General features: G+C 71.7%; 23 protein-coding genes. 16 read left to right on the forward strand and 7 right to left on the reverse strand.

From position 1 onward, the window contains the following. Positions 1-108: 108 nt before the first annotated feature. Positions 109-534, reverse strand: coding sequence for a D-aminoacyl-tRNA deacylase (gene dtd / locus ACWGR4_RS29840; RefSeq protein ID WP_452130181.1), 426 nt, complete (start codon positions 532-534; stop codon positions 109-111). An 82-nt stretch (positions 535-616) separates the two neighbouring features. Here dtd and ACWGR4_RS29845 point away from each other — a divergent pair, with 82 nt between their 5' ends. The 4 genes from ACWGR4_RS29845 to ACWGR4_RS29860 all read left to right on the forward strand — a co-directional run bounded on the left by ACWGR4_RS29845 (position 617) and on the right by ACWGR4_RS29860 (position 2,756). Continuing rightward, positions 617-1,138 carry an RsiG family protein gene (locus ACWGR4_RS29845; RefSeq protein ID WP_380008841.1) on the forward strand — a complete coding sequence of 174 codons (522 nt, stop codon included), beginning with the start codon at positions 617-619 and terminating at the stop codon, positions 1,136-1,138. 101 nt (positions 1,139-1,239) lie between these two features. Next, positions 1,240-1,686, forward strand: a complete 447-nt coding sequence (locus ACWGR4_RS29850; RefSeq protein WP_380008844.1) for a helix-turn-helix domain-containing protein — start codon at positions 1,240-1,242, stop codon at positions 1,684-1,686. An 8-nt stretch (positions 1,687-1,694) separates the two neighbouring features. Continuing rightward, positions 1,695-2,123: a hypothetical protein gene (locus ACWGR4_RS29855; protein ID WP_452130182.1), complete on the forward strand. Its 429-nt coding sequence runs from the start codon at positions 1,695-1,697 to the stop codon at positions 2,121-2,123. A 306-nt stretch (positions 2,124-2,429) separates the two neighbouring features. After that, positions 2,430-2,756: a DUF2516 family protein gene (locus ACWGR4_RS29860; RefSeq protein WP_380009214.1), complete on the forward strand. Its 327-nt coding sequence runs from the start codon at positions 2,430-2,432 to the stop codon at positions 2,754-2,756. Here the strand turns inward: ACWGR4_RS29860 and ACWGR4_RS29865 are convergent. Together ACWGR4_RS29865 and ACWGR4_RS29870 are read right to left on the reverse strand one after the other, a co-directional pair. After that, positions 2,741-4,258, reverse strand: coding sequence for a sensor histidine kinase (locus tag ACWGR4_RS29865; protein ID WP_452130183.1), 1,518 nt, complete (start codon positions 4,256-4,258; stop codon positions 2,741-2,743). The genes ACWGR4_RS29860 and ACWGR4_RS29865 overlap by 16 nt on opposite strands. 38 nt (positions 4,259-4,296) lie before the next feature. Further along, complete coding sequence (locus tag ACWGR4_RS29870) at positions 4,297-5,625, reverse strand: PP2C family protein-serine/threonine phosphatase (RefSeq protein ID WP_452130184.1); 1,329 nt, start codon at positions 5,623-5,625, stop codon at positions 4,297-4,299. A 212-nt stretch (positions 5,626-5,837) separates the two neighbouring features. On the opposite strand from ACWGR4_RS29870, the gene ACWGR4_RS29875 reads away from it, so the two are divergent. Next, positions 5,838-6,353, forward strand: a complete 516-nt coding sequence (locus tag ACWGR4_RS29875; protein ID WP_452130185.1) for an O-acetyl-ADP-ribose deacetylase — start codon at positions 5,838-5,840, stop codon at positions 6,351-6,353. Positions 6,354-6,549: 196 nt separating this feature from the next. Here the strand turns inward: ACWGR4_RS29875 and ACWGR4_RS29880 are convergent, their stop codons facing one another. Together ACWGR4_RS29880 and ACWGR4_RS29885 are read right to left on the reverse strand one after the other, a co-directional pair. Continuing rightward, positions 6,550-7,920: an NlpC/P60 family protein gene (locus ACWGR4_RS29880; RefSeq protein WP_452130186.1), complete on the reverse strand. Its 1,371-nt coding sequence runs from the start codon at positions 7,918-7,920 to the stop codon at positions 6,550-6,552. Between the two features lie 295 nt (positions 7,921-8,215). Continuing rightward, positions 8,216-9,112: a class I SAM-dependent methyltransferase gene (locus tag ACWGR4_RS29885; RefSeq protein WP_452130187.1), complete on the reverse strand. Its 897-nt coding sequence runs from the start codon at positions 9,110-9,112 to the stop codon at positions 8,216-8,218. A 207-nt stretch (positions 9,113-9,319) separates the two neighbouring features. On the opposite strand from ACWGR4_RS29885, the gene mshA reads away from it, so the two are divergent. From mshA to ACWGR4_RS29910, 5 genes are all read left to right on the forward strand, one after another. Further along, positions 9,320-10,639 carry a D-inositol-3-phosphate glycosyltransferase gene (gene mshA / locus ACWGR4_RS29890; protein ID WP_452130188.1) on the forward strand — a complete coding sequence of 440 codons (1,320 nt, stop codon included), beginning with the start codon at positions 9,320-9,322 and terminating at the stop codon, positions 10,637-10,639. A gap of 31 nt (positions 10,640-10,670) precedes the next feature. After that, positions 10,671-11,192, forward strand: coding sequence for a YbjN domain-containing protein (locus ACWGR4_RS29895; RefSeq protein WP_452130189.1), 522 nt, complete (start codon positions 10,671-10,673; stop codon positions 11,190-11,192). Positions 11,193-11,223: 31 nt separating this feature from the next. Continuing rightward, on the forward strand, positions 11,224-11,982 hold the full coding sequence (locus tag ACWGR4_RS29900; protein WP_452130190.1) for a phosphoglyceromutase: 759 nt from the start codon (positions 11,224-11,226) through the stop codon (positions 11,980-11,982). A gap of 353 nt (positions 11,983-12,335) precedes the next feature. Beyond that, entirely contained in the window at positions 12,336-13,526 is a 1,191-nt protein-coding gene (locus tag ACWGR4_RS29905; protein ID WP_235618594.1) for a sensor histidine kinase, read from the forward strand. Next, on the forward strand, positions 13,523-14,203 hold the full coding sequence (locus ACWGR4_RS29910; RefSeq protein WP_078975976.1) for a response regulator transcription factor: 681 nt from the start codon (positions 13,523-13,525) through the stop codon (positions 14,201-14,203). The genes ACWGR4_RS29905 and ACWGR4_RS29910 overlap by 4 nt, the downstream gene beginning before the upstream one ends. 50 nt (positions 14,204-14,253) lie before the next feature. On the opposite strand, the gene ACWGR4_RS29915 is transcribed toward ACWGR4_RS29910, so the two are convergent. Beyond that, complete coding sequence (locus ACWGR4_RS29915) at positions 14,254-14,940, reverse strand: hypothetical protein (protein WP_452133998.1); 687 nt, start codon at positions 14,938-14,940, stop codon at positions 14,254-14,256. A gap of 385 nt (positions 14,941-15,325) precedes the next feature. Between ACWGR4_RS29915 and ACWGR4_RS29920 the strand changes: the two genes are divergently transcribed. The 6 genes from ACWGR4_RS29920 to ACWGR4_RS29945 all read left to right on the forward strand — a co-directional run bounded on the left by ACWGR4_RS29920 (position 15,326) and on the right by ACWGR4_RS29945 (position 21,749). Next, positions 15,326-15,808 (forward strand): CarD family transcriptional regulator, encoded by a 483-nt coding sequence (locus ACWGR4_RS29920; RefSeq protein ID WP_020552233.1) that lies wholly within the window; start codon positions 15,326-15,328, stop codon positions 15,806-15,808. Between the two features lie 57 nt (positions 15,809-15,865). Continuing rightward, positions 15,866-16,678 (forward strand): 2-C-methyl-D-erythritol 4-phosphate cytidylyltransferase, encoded by an 813-nt coding sequence (gene ispD, locus ACWGR4_RS29925; RefSeq protein WP_452133997.1) that lies wholly within the window; start codon positions 15,866-15,868, stop codon positions 16,676-16,678. Further along, positions 16,668-17,183 carry a 2-C-methyl-D-erythritol 2,4-cyclodiphosphate synthase gene (gene ispF / locus ACWGR4_RS29930; RefSeq protein ID WP_439676155.1) on the forward strand — a complete coding sequence of 172 codons (516 nt, stop codon included), beginning with the start codon at positions 16,668-16,670 and terminating at the stop codon, positions 17,181-17,183. Before ispD ends, ispF begins: the two co-directional genes overlap by 11 nt. 41 nt (positions 17,184-17,224) lie before the next feature. Beyond that, positions 17,225-18,634, forward strand: coding sequence for a cysteine--tRNA ligase (cysS, locus tag ACWGR4_RS29935; protein WP_380008883.1), 1,410 nt, complete (start codon positions 17,225-17,227; stop codon positions 18,632-18,634). 188 nt (positions 18,635-18,822) lie between these two features. After that, entirely contained in the window at positions 18,823-19,803 is a 981-nt protein-coding gene (rlmB, locus tag ACWGR4_RS29940) for a 23S rRNA (guanosine(2251)-2'-O)-methyltransferase RlmB (protein WP_380008886.1), read from the forward strand. Positions 19,804-20,459: 656 nt separating this feature from the next. Then, positions 20,460-21,749, forward strand: coding sequence for a TQO small subunit DoxD (locus ACWGR4_RS29945; RefSeq protein WP_452134127.1), 1,290 nt, complete (start codon positions 20,460-20,462; stop codon positions 21,747-21,749). Between the two features lie 127 nt (positions 21,750-21,876). Here ACWGR4_RS29945 and ACWGR4_RS29950 read toward each other — a convergent pair whose 3' ends face one another. Continuing rightward, positions 21,877-22,308, reverse strand: a complete 432-nt coding sequence (locus ACWGR4_RS29950; protein ID WP_380008892.1) for a PPOX class F420-dependent oxidoreductase — start codon at positions 22,306-22,308, stop codon at positions 21,877-21,879. Between the last annotated feature and the right edge of the window lie 54 nt (positions 22,309-22,362).

A 22,362-nucleotide genomic window follows, 5' to 3' on the forward strand; every position in this document is an offset into this window, starting at 1 on the left:
CTGTCGCCATTCTCCTTCCCCGCGAAGCCCGGGAACATGGGGAGAACCCCCGGGAAGCGGGGTTCACGACCCTGGGATTTCTCGGGGTCGTCGTGGTCGCGACCGGGCTCACATGTCGACGACGAGGGTCATCGGGCCGTCGTTGACCAGCGCGACGCGCATGTCGGCGCCGAAGACCCCGGTGGCCACCTCGGCGCCCAGCGCGCGCAGCGCCGCGACCACCTCGGCCACCAGCGGTTCGGCCACCGGCCCGGGCGCGGCCTCGTTCCAGGTGGGCCGACGACCCTTGCGGGCGTCGCCGTAAAGCGTAAATTGCGAGATCACCAGCAACGGTGCGGCCAGATCGGAGCAGGACTTCTCGCCGTCGAGCACGCGCAGGCTCCACAACTTCGCGGCCAGTCGGCGGGCGATCTCGGGGGTGTCGGTGTGCGTGACGCCGACCAGGACGCACAGTCCGGGGCCCACGATCGAGCCGACCACCTCCCCATCGACGGTCACGGAAGCCTCGGTCACCACTTGCAGGACGGCACGCATGGGCCCATTCTGCACACCCGTCCGGATCGATTCCGCGCCATGTGGCACGCGACGGTCTGCCCGACATGACACGATGCGTCTCATGGTGGATCTTCCCGACGGAGTGGCCCCGGAGGCCATCCGTGCCCTCACGCTGAGTCGGGTTCGCGAACTCATGCGTGACGCCCAGCGCGAGGAGAACGATCTGTCCTATCTGCGGAGGTTGCTCCAGGGTCGGATCGACATCCTGCGCGCCGAACTGGCCCGGCGGTCCGGCGGGGACGGCGCCGAGCCGAAATCGCCGGTGGTGGGCCGGCTGCCCGAGATCCTGTCCGAATCCAGACCGCCCGCCCGGGGCGCCCGGCACGTCAACGTGCAGCCGCCGCGCACCGATCGTTACCGGAGTTGGATCGAGCGACTGCTCGCCGACGTGGGCCTGTCCGACCTCGCCGCGCACACCGACGCGGAACTGGGCGAGGCGCTGGACAAGCTCGCCGGCCACGAGCAGGAGGTCTCCTCCCGCCGGCACCGCCTCCAGCGCACGGCCGACGACTGCGCCGCCGAGATCACCCGGCGCTACCGCGAGGGAGAGGCCAAGGTGGAGGACCTGCTGTCCGGGCGCTGACCCGCCCCGGGGCGGGCGAAGTCGGCCTCCGGCCCGGGGCGCGCTCGCGGTTGTTAGCGGGGTGCTTGCAAGAGCAAGCGCGATGTGTGCATGCTGGGGACATGGCAGGTCTGAACGTCGGCTCGCTGGGTGAATACATCCGGGAGCAACGCCGCAACGCGCAATACTCGCTTCGGCAACTCGCCGAGGTGGCCGGGGTGTCCAACCCCTACCTCAGCCAGATCGAGCGCGGTCTGCGGCGGCCGAGCGCGGAGATCCTCCAGCAGATCGCCAAGGCGCTGCGCATCTCCGCCGAAACGCTCTACGTGCAGGCGGGCATCCTCGACGAACGCGAGGAGGGCGACCGCGAGGTGCGCACCGCGATCATGGCGGATCCGGCGATCAACGACCGTCAAAAGCGGGTGCTCGTGGAGATCTACGAGGCATTCCGCAAGGAGAACGCACAGGACGGCGCCGTGCGGGACGTACCGGGCGCCGCCGACGGAACCGAGAACGGCAAGGCCGGCCGGGCCACGACCGATACCTCGATCCACACGCCCAAGGAGTGAGGAACACCATGGCGATCGCCACGGAACTGAGGAAGACCCTGACCGAGACCACCCCGTTCTATGCCGTCGCCGGCGCGGGCGACTTGGTGGTGGAGAAGCTGCGCGAGCTGCCCGAGCGGTTCCGGACCGAGGTCGTCACCGACCCGAAGGTGATCCGCGAGCGCATCCAGGCGCTCCCCGACCGCACCCAGACCTTCGCCAGGTCGCAGGTGGACCGGGCCCGGGGGATCTACGACGACCTCGCCGCCCGCGGCGAGAAGCTGGTCAAGCGCGGCGACCGGCACGACGACACCACGCCTGTCGCCGAACCCCCGGCCGCGCCGGCCGCGAGCCGGGCGAAGACCGCCGCGAACGCGACCAAGCGGGCCAACGCCAAGCCGCGGCCCAAGCCCGCCGCCGAGACCGGCACCGAGCCGACCACCGGTTCCGGCACCTGATCCGTCCACGTCACCATCGTCGGGGCGCGGCCCGGGAACGCCTGGCGCGTGTCTTCAGGCCTCCGTCGGGCTCCGCGGCGTTCGGTGCCGTGCATCGGCGTGCCGGAGAAGCAGGTGCATAGTGGTTCTATTCGCCTGTTTCTCCGGGGCGGCGAGGTGCGGTGCCGGGCGTCGTGGAGCTCGGCGGGGGCCTGAAGACACGCGCTAGGCCGCGCCCGGCGTGCCAGACTGGAAGCACCCGCACGACGTGGCGGCACCCGGCGGCCGCGCAGAGGAGGATCGATGGGCATGGACATGGCCGATGGTCTGCTGACGGCCAAGTTCGACCAGGCGCTGACGTGGCTGTTCCTCGGCATCCTCCTGCTCAAGGTCTTCTGCCTGTTCGACGCGGCGTTTCGGCGCGAGGACGCGTATCGCGCCGCCGACAAGAAGAAGAAGTCCTTCTGGCTGATCCTGCTCGGCGTCGCTGTCGTGGTCGACGTGCTGCCGACCGGCGGCCTTGGCCTGATGTTCACCCTCGCGGGCCTGGTCGCGGCGATCGTCTACATGGTCGACGTGCGCCCCGCGCTCAAGGAGGTCGGCGGCCGGCGCGGCGGCGGCCGCAACAACATGGGGCCCTACGGCCCCTGGTGAGCCGCCTCGTCCGAGGCGGGCGGCGGGCCGGGCAGCGTCCAGCGGATCGTGGTGCCGGCGGTGACCTCGGTGTCCAGCCAGATCCGACCGCCGTGATACTCGACGATCTTCTTGCACATGGCCAGTCCGATGCCGGTGCCGCCGTAGGCGTCCTTCGGGTGCAGGCGCTGGAAGATCACGAAGATCCGGTCGGCGTACTGCGGTTCGATCCCGATGCCGTTGTCGACACAGGCGAACTCCCACTGCTCGCCGTCCCAGCGGGCGCCCACGTGCACCCTTGGAGTCTCCCCGGTGCGGAACTTGATCGCGTTGCCGACCACGTTCTGCACCAGTTGCCCGAGCAGCACCGCGTCGCCCGGCACGGTGGGCAGCGGATCGGCGGTGATCTTCGCGCCGCTCTCCTCACGGGCCGCGGCCAGCGCGTGCAGCGCGCGCTCCAGACTCTCCCGCAGATCGACGTCGCCCAGCTCGGTGTCCAGCCGGCCCACCCGGGAGAACGCGAGCAGGTCGTTGATCAGCGTCTGCATCCGCTTGGCGCCGTCCACCGCGAAGGCGATGTACTGGTCGGCCCGTTCGTCCAGTTGGCCCTGGTACCGCTTCTCCAACAGCTGACAGAAGCTGGCCACCTTGCGCAGCGGCTCCTGCAGGTCGTGCGAGGCCACGTAGGCGAACTGCTCCAACTCGGCGTTGGATCTGCGCAGGTCCTCGGCCTGTTCGTCGATCAGCGCGCGGGCCGCCTCGGTGCTGTGCAACTCCTCCAGGATGCGGTCGCGCATCGAGTTCACGTCCTGCGCGAGCGCGGCGATCTCGGCCGGGCCGCGCCCGGTCAGCGCGTGGTCGTACTCGCCCTCGGTGACCCGCCGGACCTGCTCGCCCAGATGCTCCAGGGGGCTGGTGACCATCCGGCGGAAGAACACCGCGATGGCGATCAGCAGCCCGGCGAACAACACCGCCACCGCGATCAGCGTCGCGGTCAGCATGGTGGAGTCGCGCGACAGTTCGTGCCGCGCCGCGGCCCGCTCGTCGCCCAGATCGGCCTGCTGGACCGAGGTCCTCGCGCGCACCGCGTCGAACAGCCCCCTGCCCTGGTCGGGCACCGCGGCGATGCCCGGGCGATCGGCGAAGGCCGGCTCCGCGTACCCCATCCGCCAGGCCCGGGCCCGGGCGCCCACCTCGACCAGGTCGGCGCGCAGCCGGTCCCCGTCGACGGAGTTCGGCAGCAGCCGCTCCAGTGCCGCGTAGGCCCGGTCCTCCTCGGACCGCGCCTGCGTGTACGACTCGTGGAAGCTCGGGTCGCCGCTGAGGATCCAGCCGCGCACCGCGGTCTCCTGGTCGACCAGCGCGTTCTCCAGGCGCAGCGCGGCGTTGGCGGCCGGTTCGAGCCGCTCCAGGACGGTGCTGCGGGAGTCGTTCAGCCGGGATATGGCCAGTGCGCCGATCACCGCGGAGATCACGATGACCAGCGCGAGCAGGCCAAGCCCCAGGCCGACGACCTGGCGCATGCGGGGGCCGCCGGGTCGCTGTCGTGGCTCGCGTCGACTCATGCCGTGCGGCCCTCACCGGTCGCCGGGCCGGGCAACACCGGGTGTTCGCCCGGGGCGCGGTGCGGCGGATGGTTCGGATCGTATCGGAGCAGCAACACCGCGACGTCGTCGTTGAGGCTGTCCCCGTGCAACTCCTCCACCGCGGCGACGGCGGAGTCGATCAGGTCGTAGCCGGTGCCCCCGGCCGCGAGCAGGCGGGTGATCAGTGGCAACAGGCCGTCGGTGCCCAGGCGTTCCGGGCCCCGACCGATCCGGCCCTCGATCAGCCCGTCGGTGTAGAGCAGGAGCGACCAGTCCGGGCCGAGGTCGATCGGTTCGTACCCCCACCGGCCGTCGGGGAACAACCCGAGCGCCGGTCCGGTGGCGCCCTCGGACAGCGGCGCCACCCCCTCGGGGGTGATCAGCAGCGGGGCCGGGTGGCCCGCGAGGTAGACCCGACCCCGGTGGCGGTCGGGTTCGATGATGGTCATGCACAGCGTGGCGAACATCTCGTCCGAGCGCCGCTCGTGTTCGAAGATTCGTTCCAGCGTGGTGAGCAGGTCACCGCCCGTGAGTCCGGCGAAGATCAGCGAGCGCCAGGCGATCCGCAGGTTGACCCCGAGCGCGGCCTCGTCCGGGCCGTGTCCGCAGACGTCGCCGATCATCACGTGCACCCGCCCGTCGGCGGTCTGCACCGCGTCGTACAGGTCGCCGCCGAGCAGCGCGCGCTGTCGACCGGGGCGGTAGCGGGCGAGGAAGTCGAGCGAGGGGTCGCGCAGGATCGGGGCGGGCAGCAGTCCGCGTTCGAGCCGGGCGTTCTCCTGCGCGCGCAACTCCGACTCGACCAGGCGGCGCTGCGACTCGTCGGCCCGCTTGCGCTCCAGGGCGTAGCGGATCGCCCGGGACAGCAGCGAGCCGTCGATCTCCTGCTTGACCAGGTAGTCCTGGGCACCGGCGGCCACCGCGGCCGACCCGCGATGCGCGTCGGCCAACCCGGTCAGCACGATCACCGCGGTCCGCGGCGCGAACGCCAACAGCCGGTGCAGCCCGTTGAGCCCCTCGGCGTCGGGCAGCCCGAGGTCGAGCAGGACACACCCGACGTCCTCGCCGAGTCCGACCATCGCCTCGGCCATCGAGCGCGCCCAGACGATCTCCATCGGATCCGGCGAGTCGGCCAGCAACTCCTCGACCAGGAAGGCGTCCCCGGCGTCGTCCTCGATCAGCAGGACGCGCAGCGGACGCGCCACGTGGGCGATCGGACCCGATGCCGAGGGGACGGACACCGGACCCGCGCGGTAGCCGGTCCGTTCGACCGCTCCGCCGTCGCCGCCGTACGCGGGGCGCACGCCACCACCTCCGGAATGATGCCGCCGCACGGACGCGGCGTCGTTCGGCAATCGAAGTTCGGCAATCGAAAAGGGACGATAGCGTGGGCCGGCCCGAGCCGATAACCGTACGGTCCCCCGCCCCGGACCCCCGACCGGCGCCGCTTCGCGGCGTCACCCCTGCGGGGAAATGCGCCGGCGGTGCCGAGGCCCCGGCCGGCAGGCTCGTCGGCATGACACGGATCACGTTGGTTCGCGGCGACATCACCGAGCAACACGCGGACGCGATCGTGAACGCGGCGAATTCCTCCCTGATGGGCGGCGGCGGCGTCGACGGAGCGATCCACCGCCGGGGCGGCCCGGAGATCCTGGCCGAGTGCCGGGCGCTGCGTGCTGCCGAGCTGGGTCGCGGCCTGGCCACCGGCGCGGCGGTAGCCACCACCGCGGGCCGCCTCCCGGCCCGCTGGGTCATCCACACCGTGGGCCCGGTGTACAGCCGCGCCGAGGACCGCTCCGCCCTGCTCGCCTCGTGCTACCGCGAGTGCCTGCGCGTGGCCGACGACCTCGGCGCATCGACCGTGGCCTTCCCGGCCGTCTCGGCCGGCAGCTACGGCTGGCCGATGGACGACGCGGCGCGCATCGCCGTGGAGACGGTCCACGGCACACCGTCCGCCGTGACGGAGGCCCGCTTCGTGCTGTTCGAGGCCCGCGCGTATATCGCCTTCGAGGCAGCGGTGGCCGCGTTGTAGGCCCACGGCGAGCCGGTCGCGTCGCCGTGGGCGGGCACGGCGCGACCCCGGGTTCGGCTCGCCCCGGAACCGCGCCGCCGCGTCCAGCGCCCGACCGCCAACGCGAAGGGGCCGAGCCCGCAGGCCCGGCCCCTTCGATGCGTGCACGCGATCCCGCTCACGAGGCCCGGTCACCAACCTCGTTCGCAACCCGCGATCACCCGCCCGAAGGTGTTCCCGACCCACGCGCCGGCGTTCCCGACTTCGACCCGCTCGGCCTGCCCGTCCCCGTCGCCGGTGGCGTCGACGGCGGGGGCGTGCTCGCCGGAGGCGTCGTCACGGGCGGAGTGGTCACCGGAGGCGTCGTCACCGGGGGCGTGGTCACGGGCGGTGTGGTCACCGGCGGAGTGGTCACGGGCGGAGTGGTCACGGGCGGTGTCACCGGCGGCGTGGTGGGCGGCGGGCCCGGGACGTTCGGGATCGCCGGGGCGTTCACCGTCCCCGCGCCCGCGTCGGGTCGTACCACGCCCAGGATCGGCATCGAACCGGCGTTGGCGACGGTGATCGTGCGGCCCGGACGGGGGGCGTGCACGATCTTGCCGTTGCCCAGGTACATGCCGATGTGGCTCGCGTCGGAGTAGTAGACGATCAGGTCGCCGGGGCGCATGTCGGCCAGCGGTACGCGCGGCAGCGACGCCCACTGCTCCTGTGAGGTGCGGCGGATCGGCACGCCCGCGAACGCCCAGGCCTTCGAGGTCAGGCCGGAGCAGTCGTAGCCCTCGGGGCCGACGCCGCCCCAGATGTACGGCTTGCCGATCTTGTCGATCGCGAACGCGATGGCCAACGCCGCCTTGGGCGTGGTCTGCTGGTCGGGCTTGCCGATCAGCGTGTTCAGCTGGGCCTGACCGGCCTCCGCCGACAGCGCCTCCATCCGGGCGAGTTCGGCCAGCTGCTCGGGGGTGAGGCCGGCCAGTATCTTCTCGGCCTCGGTGATCCGGGACTGGATGTCGGTCCGGGTCGCGGCGGCTTCCTGCTCCAGCCGACGGCTCTCGGCGAGCTGGGCGTCCGCGCTCTTCTGCATTGCGGTGAGCTGGAGTTCGGCCTGCTTGGCGCGCGCGATGGTGTCCAGCTGCGACTGCGAGACCCGCTCGTACGTGGGCGCGTCGCGCAGGAACTGCGCGGGATCCGCGGACAACATCAGGGTCAGCAGCGGGTCCATGCCCCGTGTCGTGTACTGGAGTCGGGCCAGTCGGCCCAGATCCTCCTTGGCCTTCTCGACGTTCTGCCGGGCCCACACCACGCCCGCGTTCACGTCGTTGGCCTTGATCTGGGTGCGACCCAACTGCTCGGTGGTGGCGTTGAATCGCTCGGTGGCCTGCTCGGCCTGGCGGTACAGCTCCTGCACCCGGGCCTGGGCGGCCAGCAGATCCTGGACCGAGGTGATCGCGGTGTTGGCGGGCGGCGGCACCGGCGGCGCGTCGGGAGCCGCCCACGCGTTGCCGCCGAACAGGACCGCGCACAACAGTGCCGCTCCGCAGCTGGTCACGGCCCGGGTTCGCAGACCGATCCGGCCCCCGAGTTTCACCATGCTTTCGCCCTTTCGGAAAACGGCTTGTCCTGGAGACGCTGCGGACGATTTCATGCGGCGACGCCGACCGGAACCCGCGCTTTCGGGACGGCAGTTCCCGGGCACCGGTTCAGCGTCGGATCCTTGCATGTTCCGGCTGTGATCGGCAGGGGACTATTCGAGATCGTCCGGATATCGGAACGGGCGTATCAGTGCAATCCAGGACGACACGCCGAGCTGTTCCACGTCCGGATCAACGCGGTGTGTTCAAGATTTCATGTGCCGTTTCGGATCGGACACGAGTCACCAGAATGTATCAATACAGTCGGTCGGGCAGTGCCGACCCGCGCTGGGAAGCGTGGGCGCGCCCCGGCGGCGCCACCGCCGACCACGCAACGGTCACCTCTCCCTGCCGCCGGCGCGCCGGGCCGTCGCACACCGGCCAGTCCCGGGCCAGCGTCGCGGTCGCCGCGAGCCAGCGCTGCCGGGCGCCGAACGCGGCCAGCGGCGCGTGCAGGTCCCAGGCCCGGTCGAACGCGGTCAGGAACGCGTGTACCGGCTCGCCCGGCACATTGCGATGGATCAACGCCTTCGGCAACCGCTCGGCCAACTCGGACGGCCGCCCCAGACCCGCCAACCGGGCGGCGAAGGTGACCGTGCGCGGCCGGGCGTCCGACCCGATGCCCAGCCACACCGCACGCCGACCCAACTCGTCGCACGTGCCCTCGACCAGCACCCCGTCCGGCGCGAGGCGGGCGCACATCCGCGCCCAGGCCGCCGGCACCGCGTCCTCGTCGTACTGCCGCAACACGTTGAACGCCCGGATCGCGGTCGCCGAGCGGCCGGCCGGCAGCGGCACCTCGAAGCCGCCCCGGGCGAAGGTCAGCCCGTTCCCGGCGTACGGCAAGGCCGCAGCCACCCGCTCCGGGTCGATCTCGAAGCCGACCACCGCGACATCGGCCCGCACCGTGCGCAGTCGGCGCGCCAACTCGACCGTGGTCACCGGTGACGCCCCGTAGCCGACGTCGACCACCAGCGGATCGGCCGCGGCCCGCAGCAGCCGCCCGTGTACGCCGGTCAGCCACCGGTCGACCCGGCGCAGCCGGTTCGCGTTGGTGGTACCACGGGTGATCACCCCGGCCGGCCGCGACCGGGACCCCGCTCCCGTCCCCGCTCCCGGGGCGCCGATGCCCGGTTTGCCGCGCGTGCCCATGCTCGCAGCGTAGGCGAACACCTCTGTACGCCCCCGCAGGGGCGTGGATCACACCCCGCCCGGGAATCCCGCCCGACCACGATGGGTTGGGACTTGAGTTGGGCCGCGACGGCGGGCCGGGCGGACCTCGTCCGCGACGGCTCGGTACAACTGGTAGTTCCGCACAACAGAACGACAGGGCACGGGGCCGGCCAGGGAGGTCAACGAGTGAGCCACCACGTCCAGCGCGCGATCACATGGGGAGCGCGCCGGGGGGCACCTCGTCGAATCGCGACACTCAGCGTTCACACCTCCCCGCTGCACCAACCCGGCACCGGCGACGCCGGGGGGATGAACGTCTACATCGTCGAGCTGAGCAAGCGGCTGGCCGCGCTCGGCATCGAGGTGGAGATATTCACCCGAGCCACCGGCAGCGACCTGCCGCCGGTCGTCGAGATGGCCCCGGGCGTCCTGGTGCGGCACGTCACCGCCGGGCCCTACGAGGGATTGTCCAAGGAGGACCTGCCCGCCCAGCTGTGCGCCTTCACCTCCGGCGTGCTGCGCACCGAGGCGATGCGCGACCCCGGACACTACGACCTGGTGCACTCGCACTACTGGCTCTCCGGCCAGGTGGGCTGGCTCGCCAAGGAACGCTGGGGCGTGCCGCTGGTGCACACGATGCACACGATGGCCAAGGTCAAGAACGCCTCCCTCGCGGGCGGCGACGCCCCCGAGCCCCGGGCCCGGGTGATCGGCGAGTCCCAGGTGGTCGAGGCGGCCGATCGGCTGGTCGCCAACACCGTCGAGGAGGCCGACCAGCTGATCGACCTCTACGACGCGGAGCCCGATCAGGTCGCGGTGGTCAACCCCGGGGTGGACCTGGAGACGTTCTGCCCCGGCGACATGGCCGCCGCGCGCCGCCGCCTCGACGTGCCCGAGGACGCCACGGTGATCCTGTTCGCCGGGCGGATCCAGCCGCTCAAGGCCCCCGACGTGCTGTTGTACGCGATCGCCCATCTGCTCCAGGCCGACCCCACGCTGCGCGACTCGCTGGTGGTCGCGGTGGTCGGCGGCCCCAGCGGAAACGGCATGGCCGCGCCCGAACACCTGCACAAGCTGGCCGCGACGCTGGGCATCCACGACGTGGTCCGCTTCCAGCGCCCGGTGCGCCAGGACGTGCTGGCCGACTGGTACCGCGCGGCCACCGTCGCGGTGGTGCCCTCCTACAACGAGTCCTTCGGCCTGGTCGCCATCGAGGCCCAGGCGTGCGGGACGCCCGTGGTCGCGGCGGCGGTCGGCGGACTGCCCACCGCCGTGCGCGACGGCGTCTCCGGCACCCTGGTCCGGGGCCACAACCCGGTCGACTACGGCCTGGCCCTGCGTGACCTGATCCGCGCCCCCCGGCTGCGCGAGGACTACGCCGAGGGCGCGGTGCGGCACGCGGCCTCCTTCGGCTGGGCGGCGGCGGCGGCCTCGATGGCCGAGGTGTACGCCGACACACTGGCCCGCAGCACGGCCCCGCGTGGGTGGGTCGTGGGCGGGCAGTAGCGTCGGGGTACCGGGGCGAGAGGGGCGACGAATGGGGCAGTCCGTGGAAACCGAACGAGAGCGGGCCGCGGACACCGTGCGCGCGGCCCTGGACGACGCCGGCGTCGAGTGGGAGCAGTCCGCGCCGCACACGTTCGTCGCGGTGCTGCCGGGCACCCGCAAGCTCAAAACGGCGCTCGCGCTCACGGTGGGCGCGCACAGCCTGACCATGAGCGCGTTCGTGATCCGGCACGCGGACGAGAACCACGCCGCCTTCTACCGCTGGCTGCTGGAGCGCAACGTGCGGATGTACGGGGTGGCCTTCGCCGTCGACAAACTCGGCGACGTGTACCTGAACGGCCGGCTCCCGCTGGCCGCGGTGAGCGCCGAGGAGATCGACCGGATCCTGGGCGTGGTGCTCCAGACCGCCGACGACAGCTTCAACACCCTCCTGGAGATCGGCTTCGCCACCTCGATCCGCCGGGAATGGGACTGGCGCGTCGAACGCGGCGAATCCCTGCGCAACCTGGAGGCCTTCGCCCGCTTCGCCGCCCCGGAGAACCGCGGGCAATAGGGCCACGCGGTGGTGGATTACGCTCCTTGCCATGGCTGATGCTCCGTACAAACTGGTACTTCTTCGCCACGGCGAAAGCGAATGGAACGCCAAGAATCTGTTCACCGGCTGGGTCGACGTCGACCTGACCCAAAAGGGGGAGAAGGAGGCCGCGCGCGGCGGGCAACTGCTGCTCGACGCGGGCGTGCTGCCCGACGTCCTGCACACCTCGCTCCAGCGCCGCGCGATCCGCACCGCCCAGCTCGCGCTGGACGTGGCCGACCTGAACTGGCTGCCCGTGCGGCGTTCCTGGCGGCTCAACGAGCGGCACTACGGCGCGCTTCAGGGCAAGGACAAGAAGCAGACCCTGGAGGAGTTCGGCGAGGAGCAGTTCATGCTCTGGCGCCGCTCCTACGACACCCCGCCGCCGCCGCTGGCCGACGACGACGAGTACTCGCAGTTCGCCGACCCGCGCTACGCGTCGTTGCCGGTGGAGATCCGCCCGCGCACCGAGTGCCTCAAGGACGTCGTGGAGCGCATGCTCCCCTACTGGTACGACGCGATCGTGCCGGACCTGCTCGGCGGCGACACGGTCCTGGTGGCCGCGCACGGCAACTCGCTGCGCGCGCTGGTCAAGCACCTGGACGGCGTCTCGGACGCGGACATCGCCGGCCTCAACATCCCCACCGGAATCCCGCTGCTGTACGAACTGGACGCGGATCTGCGCCCCGTCACCCCCGGTGGCCGCTACCTCGACCCCGAGGCCGCGGCGGCCGCGATCGAAGCGGTCAAGAACCAGGGACGGAAGTGAACACGAACATCGGGTGAAGGCCCGATCGGCTCCGCGCGGAGCGCCCGCCTGTCACGGAAGGGGCCGGGCGCTCCGCACGGGCCGGGCTCATCGGCCCGAGCGCCCGTTCAGCGACCGCAACTGCCGCCACAATTGCACGCGGAACCGGACTTACAGCCACAGCCACAACTGGACGGGCAGTTGCAGCCCGGCACGGGAGCCCTCGGTTGGGGCGGGGTCTGCGGGTCGGACATGACGACCTCCGAACGATCACCGGTGACAGGCGTGGCGCACGGATGAACGACACATGAAGATCTGCACGACGGACCCTCTGGACGGTTTCACCCGTTCGGGTCAGCTCTACCCTGGAACATGTGGACGTGAACGTTGCCGCCGCCGCTTTGGCCGCTGTATCCGGATTGGCCGTCGGTGTGGCCGGCACCCTGGCCTTCCGCTGGAGTGAGCGGGCCCAGGGCAGAGGTACGGCCGCGGCGCCCGCCGCGGCCCCTTCTCTGCCGCCCGGAGTGGCCACGGTGTTGTCCGTGCTGCGTTCCTCCGCCGTGGTCCTCGACGAGTTCGACACGGTCGTCAAGGCGTCCTCCGCGGCCTACAAGTTCGGCCTGGTCCGCGGGGATCAACTGGTGCCCGAGGACCTGCTGGCGATGGCCAAGGAGACCCGGCGCGACGGCGAGATAAGGCAGCGCGACCTGCTGCTCGCCCGGGCCGACGGCGAGGCGCACGAGTTCGAGGTGTCCGCGCGCGTGGCGCCGCTGGGCTCTCGGCTGGTGCTGCTCCTGGTCGAGGACCGCACCGAGGCGCGCCGGGTGGACGCGGTGCGCCGCGACTTCGTGGCCAACGTGAGCCACGAGCTCAAGACCCCGGTCGGCGCGCTCTCACTGCTGGCCGAGGCGGTCATGGACGCCAGTGACGACCCCGAGGCGATCATCCGCTTCGCGGGCCGGATGCAGATCGAGTCGGCCCGGCTGACCAACCTGGTCCAGGAACTGATCGACCTGTCCCGGGTGCAGAACGACCATCCGCTGCACCACGTGGGCCCGGTACCGCTCGACGACCTGGTGGCCGAGGCCGCCGACCGCTGCCGGCAGGCGGCGGAGTCGAAGCAGATCACCCTCGCGATCGGGGGCGATCGTGAGCTGATCGTGCCGGGGGACCACAATCAACTGGTGATGGCCCTGGGCAATCTGGTCGAGAACGCGGTCAACTACAGTCCTGCGCGGACGAGGGTCGACATCGAGGTCAGAGCAGAGGCGCGGATGGCCGTCATCACCGTTTCCGACCAGGGCCTGGGCATTCCCCAGCGTGACCTGGATCGCATTTTCGAGCGGTTCTACCGTGTCGATCCGGCCCGCTCGCGGGCCACCGGCGGTACCGGCTTGGGCCTGTCCATCGTCAAGCACATTGCGGCGGGCCACGGGGGAGAGGTAACCGTGCGCAGCCTGGAGGGTGTGGGATCCACCTTCACCCTGGTGCTGCCCTTCAAGTCCAGTACCTCTCAATCGATGTCGATGACATCGTCGACCCCATCCATGGAGGCATCACGATGACCCGTGTGCTCGTCGTCGAAGATGAAGAGTCCTTCAGCGACGCGCTGTCGTACATGCTTCGCAAGGAAGGCTTCGAGGTGGCCGTGGCCGCCACCGGCCCCGAGGCGTTGGAGCTGTTCGACCAGGGCGGCGCCGATCTGGTCCTGCTCGACCTGATGCTGCCCGGCCTGCCGGGCACCGAGGTCTTCCGCGGGCTGCGGGCCAAGTCCAACGTGCCGGTCATCATGGTGACCGCCAAGGACAGCGAGGTCGACAAGGTGGTCGGCCTGGAGATCGGCGCCGACGACTACGTCACCAAGCCGTACTCGACCCGAGAGCTGATCGCCCGGATCCGCGCCGTGCTGCGCCGCCAGGGCGGGGTGGAGACGGACGAGCCGCGCGCGATCGAGGCGGGTCCGGTCCGGCTCGACGTCGAGGCCCACCGGGTCACCGTGGAGGGTCGGCGGATCGATCTCCCGCTCAAGGAGTTCGACCTGCTCGAGGTGCTGCTGCGCAACGCGGGCCGGGTGCTCACCCGGATGCAATTGATCGACCGGGTCTGGGGCGTCGGCTACGTGGGCGACACCAAGACGCTGGACGTGCACGTGAAGCGACTGCGGGCCAAGATCGAGCCGGACCCGGGCGCCCCGCGCTACCTGGTCACCGTGCGCGGTCTCGGGTACAAGTTCGAGCCCTGATCGGGCCGGGGTCGCCCGGCCCCCAACGTGACGACGGCGCGGGTACGGCGTCAGCCGCCGGCCGGGGCCGACGCGCTGTTGCGCGGGGTACCGGAGGCGCCGTTGCCGCTCGCCGGGGCCGTGGCGCCGCCCGTGTTGGCGGTGGCCGGCGCGGTGTTCGGCGGCGCGGTGGCCGGCGCCGAGGCGGCCGGCGGCGCGGGCGGCGGCGGGGTGAAGGCCGGGGTCGGCTTCAGCTGCGCGTAGTAGCTCGACGGGGAGTGCACCGAGACGTCCAGCGAGGTCTCGCCGGCGGTGCCGAACGCGAAGGTCACCCGGCGGAACGAACCGGCCTCGACCTTGGCGGCGTTCGGGAAGACCAGCGGACCGAGGTAGACGCGCCCCTGCGGGTCGTCGGCGGCCATTCCCTGGGGACGGTCGACCAGGTACGCGGCGCCGCCCGCCGGGATGGTCAGCGGGCCGCCGAGGGCCTGTCCCGCGCCGTCCACCGTCACCTTGGTGATCGTCTCGGGCGCGGTGCCCTCGTTGAACAGCGCGCCACCGAGCGCGACCAGGTTCTTGCCCGGCTCGCTCGTCACCAGCTGGACGTTCTGGATCTTGAGCGAACCGAACGCCGTACTGGCCGTGTCGGGTTTGATCTTGTTGGTCTCGGCTTCCTTGCCACTGGCGCAGCCCGCGGCCAGGGGAAGGACGACGGCGACGGTGGCGGCGAGGGCGCCGCGTCGAAGGCTGCGGCTCACGGCGGCGGCATCTCCTTGAAGATCTCGGATCCTGGACCGGTCACGATGACCGGGGACAGCGTACTCAGGCCGGGAGGACCACTTGTACGCGGCTCACCGCGCCGAGCGGCGCCTTCGCCGGGACGGAGTCGGCGCAAGGCCGCCGGGTTCGGTCCGACTCCGGTGATGCGGGTGGGGCATTTGGGTCGCGCGAGAGCGGCCGACGCACCCTCAAGACGAGCTTTTTGTCCTATTTGTTTGAGACCTACGGGTGTGGGGTTCCCTGTCCCAGCACGCCCACAGGCTGCTTGTCAAGCCCCGACTAAGGCCCTGACCTGCGGAAACGTCATTCAGTAGGGGCGTGTCCCGTGTTACCCTAGAAAGCCACGGAAGGGGTACCTGTCACATGACGTTCAAGGTTGGCGACACCGTGGTCTACCCCCATCACGGGGCCGCGCTGATCGAGGCGATCGAGCAGCGCACGATCAAGGGTGTGGACAAGACCTATTTGGTGTTGAAGGTCGCCCAGGGTGATTTGACCGTCCGCGTGCCCGCGGACAACGCGGAATTCGTCGGTGTTCGAGACGTGGTGGGCCAGGAAGGGCTCGACCGCGTCTTCGAGGTACTGCGTGCTCCGCACACCGAGGAACCGACGAACTGGTCACGACGTTACAAGGCGAACCTGGAAAAGCTCGCCTCCGGTGACGTTATCAAGGTCGCGGAGGTCGTGCGCGATCTATGGCGCCGCGAGCGTGACCGCGGCCTGTCGGCAGGCGAAAAGCGCATGCTGGCGAAGGCTCGGCAGATCTTGGTGAGCGAGTTGGCGCTCGCCGAGAACACGAACGAGGACAAGGCCGAGGCCATCCTCGACGAGGTCCTGGCTTCCTGAGCCGTAGGATCCGCCCGTCGATGACGGACGGATCCGCCGGTGCGGTGTCGGCGCCATGTGGCGTCGGCGCCCGGGTGGTTTGAGGGGACTTCGTTGAACACTGCGGTCCTTGTGCCCGCTGCAGGGCGTGGTGAACGGCTCGGTCCCGGTGCGCCCAAGGCGTTGCGTGAGCTTGGGGACATCCCGATGCTGGTGCACGCCGTCCGGTCGCTGTTGGCCGCCCGCGGGGTAACCGCGGTCGTGGTCGCCGCACCGCCGGACGGTGTCGCCGGTGTCCGGGATCTTTTGCGTGCGCAACTGCCCGCGGAATCACCCGTGCGGGTGGTCGCGGGCGGTGCGACACGCCAGGAATCGGTGCGGTTCGCCCTCGCGGCGGTGCCGGCCGATCACGACATCGTGCTCGTACACGATGCCGCGCGTCCGTTCGTGCCGGCCCACGTGGTCGAGGCGGTGATCGCCGCCGTCGCCGACGGGGCCGACGCGGTGGTGCCCGCGTTGCCCGTGGTCGACACGGTCAAGGAGGTCGCCGCGGCGAACGGCGCGGAGACCGTGGTGCGCACGGTCGATCGATCGTTGTTGCGCGCCGTACAGACCCCCCAGGGTTTTCGGCGGGCGGTATTGGCGCGCGCCCACGCCGAGGCCGACGGGTTCGGCGCGGAGGGTGCGACCGACGACGCCGGGATGGTCGAGCGCACCGGCGGCACGGTCGTGGTGGTGCCCGGTTCCGAAGAGGCGTTCAAGGTGACCCGACCGTTCGACCTGCTGCTCGCCCGCGCCCTTTTGGAGCGCCGAGCGGAGCGGGCGGCGCAGGCGCGCGCCGACGAGGCGGACGGTGCCGCGGAGAGTACGGAGATCGACGTTGTCCGGTGAGCACGCGGCTCGGGTGGTGCTGCCCCGTACCGGGATCGGGGTGGACGTCCACGCCTTCGAGGCGGGGCGCGAGTTGTGGGTGGCCGGGCTGTTCTGGCCCGGGGAGACCGGGTTGGCCGGGCACTCCGACGCCGACGTGGTCGCGCACGCCGCGTGCGACGCGTTGTTCTCGGCGGCGGGCATCGGCGATCTGGGCGCGCACTTCGGCACCTCGCGGCCGCAGTGGTCCGGGGCGTCGGGAGCGACCCTGCTGACCGAGGCGGCGCGACTGGTGCGCGCGGCCGGATTCGAGATCGGCAACATCGCGGTGCAGGTGATCGGGGTGCGGCCGAAGGTCGGGCGGCGGCGGGCCGAGGCGGAGGCCGTGTTGTCGGCCGCGGCCGGCGCGCCGGTGTCGGTGTCCGGGACCACCACCGACGGTCTGGGGCTGACCGGGCGGGCCGAGGGAGTGGCCGCGATCGCCACCGCGCTCGTGGTGCCGGTCGGGCCGGGAACCGAGGGATAACGGCGCACGCCGCGCCGTCCCGACGCTCTAAGCTTGCGCGTGTGAGCATGCGCCTGTACGACACCAGCACCCGCACGGTCCGGGACTTCGTGCCGCTTGTCGAGGGACAGGTCTCGATCTACTTGTGTGGTGCCACCGTGCAGGCACCTCCGCACATCGGGCACATCCGATCGGGGCTGAACTTCGACGTGCTGCGCCGGTGGTTCGCCCACCGCGGCAACGACGTCGTGTTCTGCCGCAACGTCACCGACATCGACGACAAGATCATCGCCAAGTCCTGCACGGAGGGTGTGCCCTACTGGCAGGTCGCGCAGACCAACGAGCGGGCCTTCGCCGACGCGTACACCGCGCTCGGCTGCCTGCCGTCGACCGTGGAGCCCCGGGCGACCGGGCACATCCCCGAGATGGTCGCGATGATGGACCGGCTGATCGCCACGGGGCACGCCTATCCGTCCGGCGGCGACGTGTACTTCGACGTCTCCTCGTTCCCGGCCTACGGTGCGCTGTCCGGTCAAAAGCCCGACGCGATGCGCGAGGCGGAGGACGCGGGCACGGGCGCGGCGGGCAAGCGGGACCGGCGCGACTTCGCGCTGTGGAAGGCGGCCAAGCCCGGCGAGCCGTCGTGGGAGACGCCCTGGGGACACGGTCGTCCGGGGTGGCACCTGGAGTGCTCCGCGATGGCGCACAAGTACCTGGGCGCGGCGTTCGACATCCACGGCGGCGGGCTGGATCTGGTGTTCCCGCACCACGAGAACGAGATCGCCCAGTCCAAGGCGGCGGGCGACGCGTTCGCCGCCTACTGGATGCACAACGCCTGGGTCACCCTCAGCGGTGAGAAGATGAGCAAGTCGCTCGGCAACTCGGTGCTCGTCTCCGAGATGCTCAAGCGCTGGTCGCCGCTGGTCCTGCGCTACTACCTGGCCACCCCGCACTACCGGTCGATGATCGAGTACAGCGAGGAGGCACTGCGCGAGGCCGAGGTCTCCTTCGGGCGGATCGAGGGCTTCCTGGAGCGGGCCGGCGAACAGACCGGGGCGATCGAACCGACGGCCGACGTGCCGGCGGTGTTCGCCGACGCGATGGACGACGACCTGGGTGTGCCGCAGGCGATGGCGGTCGTGCACAACACCGTGCGCGACGGCAACACCGCGCTGGCGGCGGGCGACAAGGACGCGGTCGTACGGCACGCGGCCGATGTGCGGGCGATGCTGGGCGTGCTCGGCATGGACCCGCTGTCGGAGCAGTGGACGGCGGGCGCCTCCGCCGGTCGCTCCGACGAGTTGCGCGGGGTGGTCGACCACCTCGTCAAGCTCGCCCTCGGGCAGCGCGAGGCGGCCCGGGCACGCAAGGACTACGCCGCCGCCGACGCGGTCCGGGACAGCCTCACGGCGGCCGGGATCGTGGTGGAGGACACGCCGCACGGCCCCCGGTGGACGCTGCACCGGGACTGAGTCGCCCTCGGGCCCGGGAAGGCTCGACGAGAACGCGCCGTACGGCCGGAACGCCACGAGGTGGCGGACCGGCCGTACGGTTGTAACGGTTGTCCTGTGGTTGTCCCGCGGATGTTCTGTGGGCGACCGCAGGATCGTACGGATCGCAACACAGCTGCTGATGAAGCAATCGAAGGGATGTACCCGTCATGGCCGGCAACACGGAGCGCCGTAACAAGCGCAACGAGGGAAGCAAGAAGGGGCCCTCGGTCGGTACTGGTGGGCACAGCCGCCGGGCGCTGAAGGGCAAGGGGCCGACGCCGCCCGCGGAGATGCGCAAGGGGCACGCGAAGCAGCGCGCGGCCAACGCCGCGGCCAAGCGCAAAGCCGCCGCGCCTGCGGCCCGGCGTCCCGCGGGCGGGCGTCCCGGTCGGGGCGGGAAGAGCGCGTCCGAGCTGGTCGCGGGCCGCAACTCGGTGCTCGAGGTGCTGCGCGCCGATGCGCCGGCCACGTCGCTGTTCATCGCGCAGTACATCGACAGCGACGACCGGGTGCGCGAGGCGATGAAGATCGCCAACACGCGGGGCATCCCGCTGATGGAGATCCCGCGCCCCGAGCTGGACCGGATGACCGACGGCGCGATCCACCAGGGCCTGGTGCTCCAGATGCCGCCGTACGAGTACGCCCACCCGGACGACCTCGTGGTGGAGGCGCACGACCGCGCCGAAACACCCCTCGTCGTCGCGCTCGACAGCGTCACCGACCCGCGCAACCTCGGCGCGGTGATCCGCTCCGCGGCGGCCTTCGGCGGCCACGGCGTGGTCGTCCCCGAGCGCCGCGCCGCCGGAATGACCGCCGGCGCCTGGAAGTCCTCGGCAGGCGCGGCCTCCCGCATGCCGGTGGCCCGAGCAGCCAACCTCACCCGAGCCCTCGAGGCCTACAAGAAGGCCGGCCTGACGGTGGTCGGCCTGGCCGCCGACGGCGACATCACCCTCGACGAACTGGCCGCGGCCACGGAGCCCCTGGTGGTGGTCGTCGGCTCCGAGGGCAAGGGCCTGGGCCGCTTGGTGCAGGAAACGTGCGACATCACGGTCCGAATCCCGATGGCCGGCGGCAACGAGTCCCTGAACGCGGGGGTCGCGGCAAGCATCGTGCTGTACGAGGTGGCCAGGCGACGGGGAGCGAAGTAGGCGGGGGGTAGACGGGCGACACGGGCGGGGCCGGACCGGGTCGGGCGCTCGGGGGCTGTCGGGGCGGGTTCGCCGGGGCCCGGGTGGGCTGGGTGTTTCCGGCGGGCGTTGCGCTTGTGGTTGCGGGTGGCCGGTGCGGGGCTGGTCCGAGTCGCCGGCGGCGGCCCACCACCGACTCGGGACCGGCCCCGGACCGGCCACCCGCCACCCGCCACCAACAGCGCAACGTGCGCCGAGGACGCCCGGCCCACTCGGGAAGGCACCCTGGCGGACTCGACCCGAGCGCCCACCCATCCCGCCGCTGCAGGCCGGTTTTCGCCGAGCAACGTGCCCGTCGCGCGCCAAAAGCCGGGGTCTCGCAGCCCCGCACGCCGGTGGCGGGCCATCACCGGCTCGGATGAACCCCGCATCGGCCGGCCGTCACCACAGGTGCAACCTGCGCCGGGAGCGCCCGGCTCACTCGGGACAACCCAGCGGCCTTTCGCCCCGTCGCTGAATGTGGCGGTCTCGGTGGGAGTCCTGCGTTTGTGTAGCCGCGCCGCGCGCCGCGCCGCGCCGCGGGGCGGAGTGTAGCGGGAGGTTTGGGGGTTTGTGGGTTGCATGGGGTAATACGTGGTGGGCCGCATCCTTGGGGGACCTTGGGCGGTTAGTGGTGCGTGGACACCAGATCGGAAGGCAGCTTCGGCGGTGCTGTCGGGCTGTTGCCCTCGCCCGCGGCGGTGCGTGATCCCGGCGATCCGGCGGCGGTCGCCACCCCCACGAAGACCCTGCGGGTGGTGATCGCCGGCCCCCGGATCGGCACCGCCCCCAAACCTGTGCCCGGGCCGCGTGACCGGGCGGATGACGACGCGACCACGCGGCTCCCGGTGATTCGTGACGACGGGCCCCGGCGGCGGGTGCCGCCTGCCCGGCGTGGTCCGGGGGCGGGTGTGCGGGAGCGGGACGGGACCGCCGCGGCGCCCACGCACGCGCGCCGGGGGAGTGTGCAGGCCGGCACCGTGTTGTTGCCGTTGCGGCTGTTCCTCGGCGGGGCGTTCCTGGTCGAGGGGCTGCGCAAGCTCTATGCGCCGGGCTTCCTGGATCCGGGGTCGAGCGATTCGTTCGGGCATCGCATCGGCGTGCTGCGGGACGGGAGTCTGTCGCCGTCGGTGATGGACCTGGCCGCCGATCACGCGATCGGGGCGGGGCTGTTGTTCGCCTTCGGCCAGGTGGTGGTCGGCTTCGCGGTGGTGCTCGGGTTGTGGACCCGGCTCGCCGGGCTGCTCGGGATGTTGCTCTCGCTGGGCGTGCTGATCGCGGTGGGTACCGGGTCCTCGCCGTACCACGCGCCCTACCTGGTCTTCCTGGCCGCGTTCAGCCCGTTGGCGCTCGCGGGCGCGCCGATGTACTCGGCGGACGCGTGGTTGTCGTTGCGGACCTGGCGTGGTCCGATCGTCACCCCCGTCCGGGCCCGGCGGCGCAAGCTCGGCTACGGCTCGATGCTGGCGTTCGCGGGCGTCGGCGCGACGCTGCTCGCGGGCTCGCTGCTCGGCGGCGGCCACCGGCACCCCGACGAGTCGGACACCGGGCGGGTCGGCGAGCCGGGTCGGCCCGCCGAGTCCTCGGCCCCGGTCGTCCCCGCCGCCGGGCAGCCGGCCGGCGCGGTCGCCGGTCAACCCCGTCCGCCGGTGGTCGAACCCTCGGCGGCGGCCGGCCCGGCCAAGGAGGGCACCGCCGCGCAGGCCACCCCGCGTGCGGCGACCACCCCGCAGCCGAGTGCCTCCACCGGCGCGGCCAAGTCGGCCCCGGCCGATGCCACCGACCGGAAGCCGACCTCGGCCCCGGCCCCGACCGCGTCCGGCTCCCCCCGCTCGGCCGGTGCGAACCCCGGCGGCTCCGGCGGCTCCGGCAGCACCCCGAAATCCGGCGGCAGCGGCACCAAGCCCCTGGGCGGCCTGCTGGGCTGATCCCCGGGCATCGAAGCCCCGCCCCACCCACAGGACCCGCACGACATGTGCGGGTCCTGTGGCGTGCGGGGTGTGCGAAGTGTGCGAGGTGTACCGGTCCCGCGGAACGAATGTGCGAAAGGCCTGCTCAGCCCGTGATGTTCCGGTCCGCCACCACGTGGTGGATGTGCACGTGCACCACCTGCTCGCCCTCCACGGGCTCGCGCTCGACCACCTTGTCGGCGCCCATGTAGCGGGCCGCGATCCGGCTCGGCCACACGCGCAGGTCGACCGGGTCGACCGAGAGTCGGGCCTCGCCCTCGACCACCACATAGGCGTACGGCGGCCGTTCGTCGTCCACGCACAGGCTCACGCGCGGATCGTTGGCGAGGTTGCGCCCCTTGACCGATGACGCGAACGTGGTGAACACCAGCTCCACCGTGTCGCCGCGATCGTCCAGGTCGAACCAGACCGGCGCCACGTGCGGCCGACCGTCGGGACGTACGGTGGCAAGTTTTCCGGTGCGCGGCGGCCCCGCCAACAAAAAGCCCCGCCACTCGGTCTCGGTCATACGCTCCATGGACCGAGTCTCACCCCTGACGGCCTCCCGGTCCGGGACGACACTCGCCGGCGG

The organism is Embleya sp. NPDC055664 (genome assembly GCF_053618075.1).

Coding starts and splice junctions, on each gene's coding strand:
- dtd (WP_452130181.1), bottom strand. CDS start 534: ATGCGTGCCGTCCTGCAAGTGGTGACCGAGGCTTCCGTGACCGTCGAT.
- ACWGR4_RS29845 (WP_380008841.1), top strand. CDS start 617: ATGGTGGATCTTCCCGACGGAGTGGCCCCGGAGGCCATCCGTGCCCTC.
- ACWGR4_RS29850 (WP_380008844.1), top strand. CDS start 1,240: ATGGCAGGTCTGAACGTCGGCTCGCTGGGTGAATACATCCGGGAGCAA.
- ACWGR4_RS29855 (WP_452130182.1), top strand. CDS start 1,695: ATGGCGATCGCCACGGAACTGAGGAAGACCCTGACCGAGACCACCCCG.
- ACWGR4_RS29865 (WP_452130183.1), bottom strand. CDS start 4,258: ATGCGCCAGGTCGTCGGCCTGGGGCTTGGCCTGCTCGCGCTGGTCATC.
- ACWGR4_RS29875 (WP_452130185.1), top strand. CDS start 5,838: ATGACACGGATCACGTTGGTTCGCGGCGACATCACCGAGCAACACGCG.
- ACWGR4_RS29880 (WP_452130186.1), bottom strand. CDS start 7,920: ATGGTGAAACTCGGGGGCCGGATCGGTCTGCGAACCCGGGCCGTGACC.
- ACWGR4_RS29885 (WP_452130187.1), bottom strand. CDS start 9,112: ATGGGCACGCGCGGCAAACCGGGCATCGGCGCCCCGGGAGCGGGGACG.
- ACWGR4_RS29895 (WP_452130189.1), top strand. CDS start 10,671: ATGGGGCAGTCCGTGGAAACCGAACGAGAGCGGGCCGCGGACACCGTG.
- ACWGR4_RS29900 (WP_452130190.1), top strand. CDS start 11,224: ATGGCTGATGCTCCGTACAAACTGGTACTTCTTCGCCACGGCGAAAGC.
- ACWGR4_RS29910 (WP_078975976.1), top strand. CDS start 13,523: ATGACCCGTGTGCTCGTCGTCGAAGATGAAGAGTCCTTCAGCGACGCG.
- ACWGR4_RS29920 (WP_020552233.1), top strand. CDS start 15,326: ATGACGTTCAAGGTTGGCGACACCGTGGTCTACCCCCATCACGGGGCC.
- rlmB (WP_380008886.1), top strand. CDS start 18,823: ATGGCCGGCAACACGGAGCGCCGTAACAAGCGCAACGAGGGAAGCAAG.
- ACWGR4_RS29950 (WP_380008892.1), bottom strand. CDS start 22,308: ATGGAGCGTATGACCGAGACCGAGTGGCGGGGCTTTTTGTTGGCGGGG.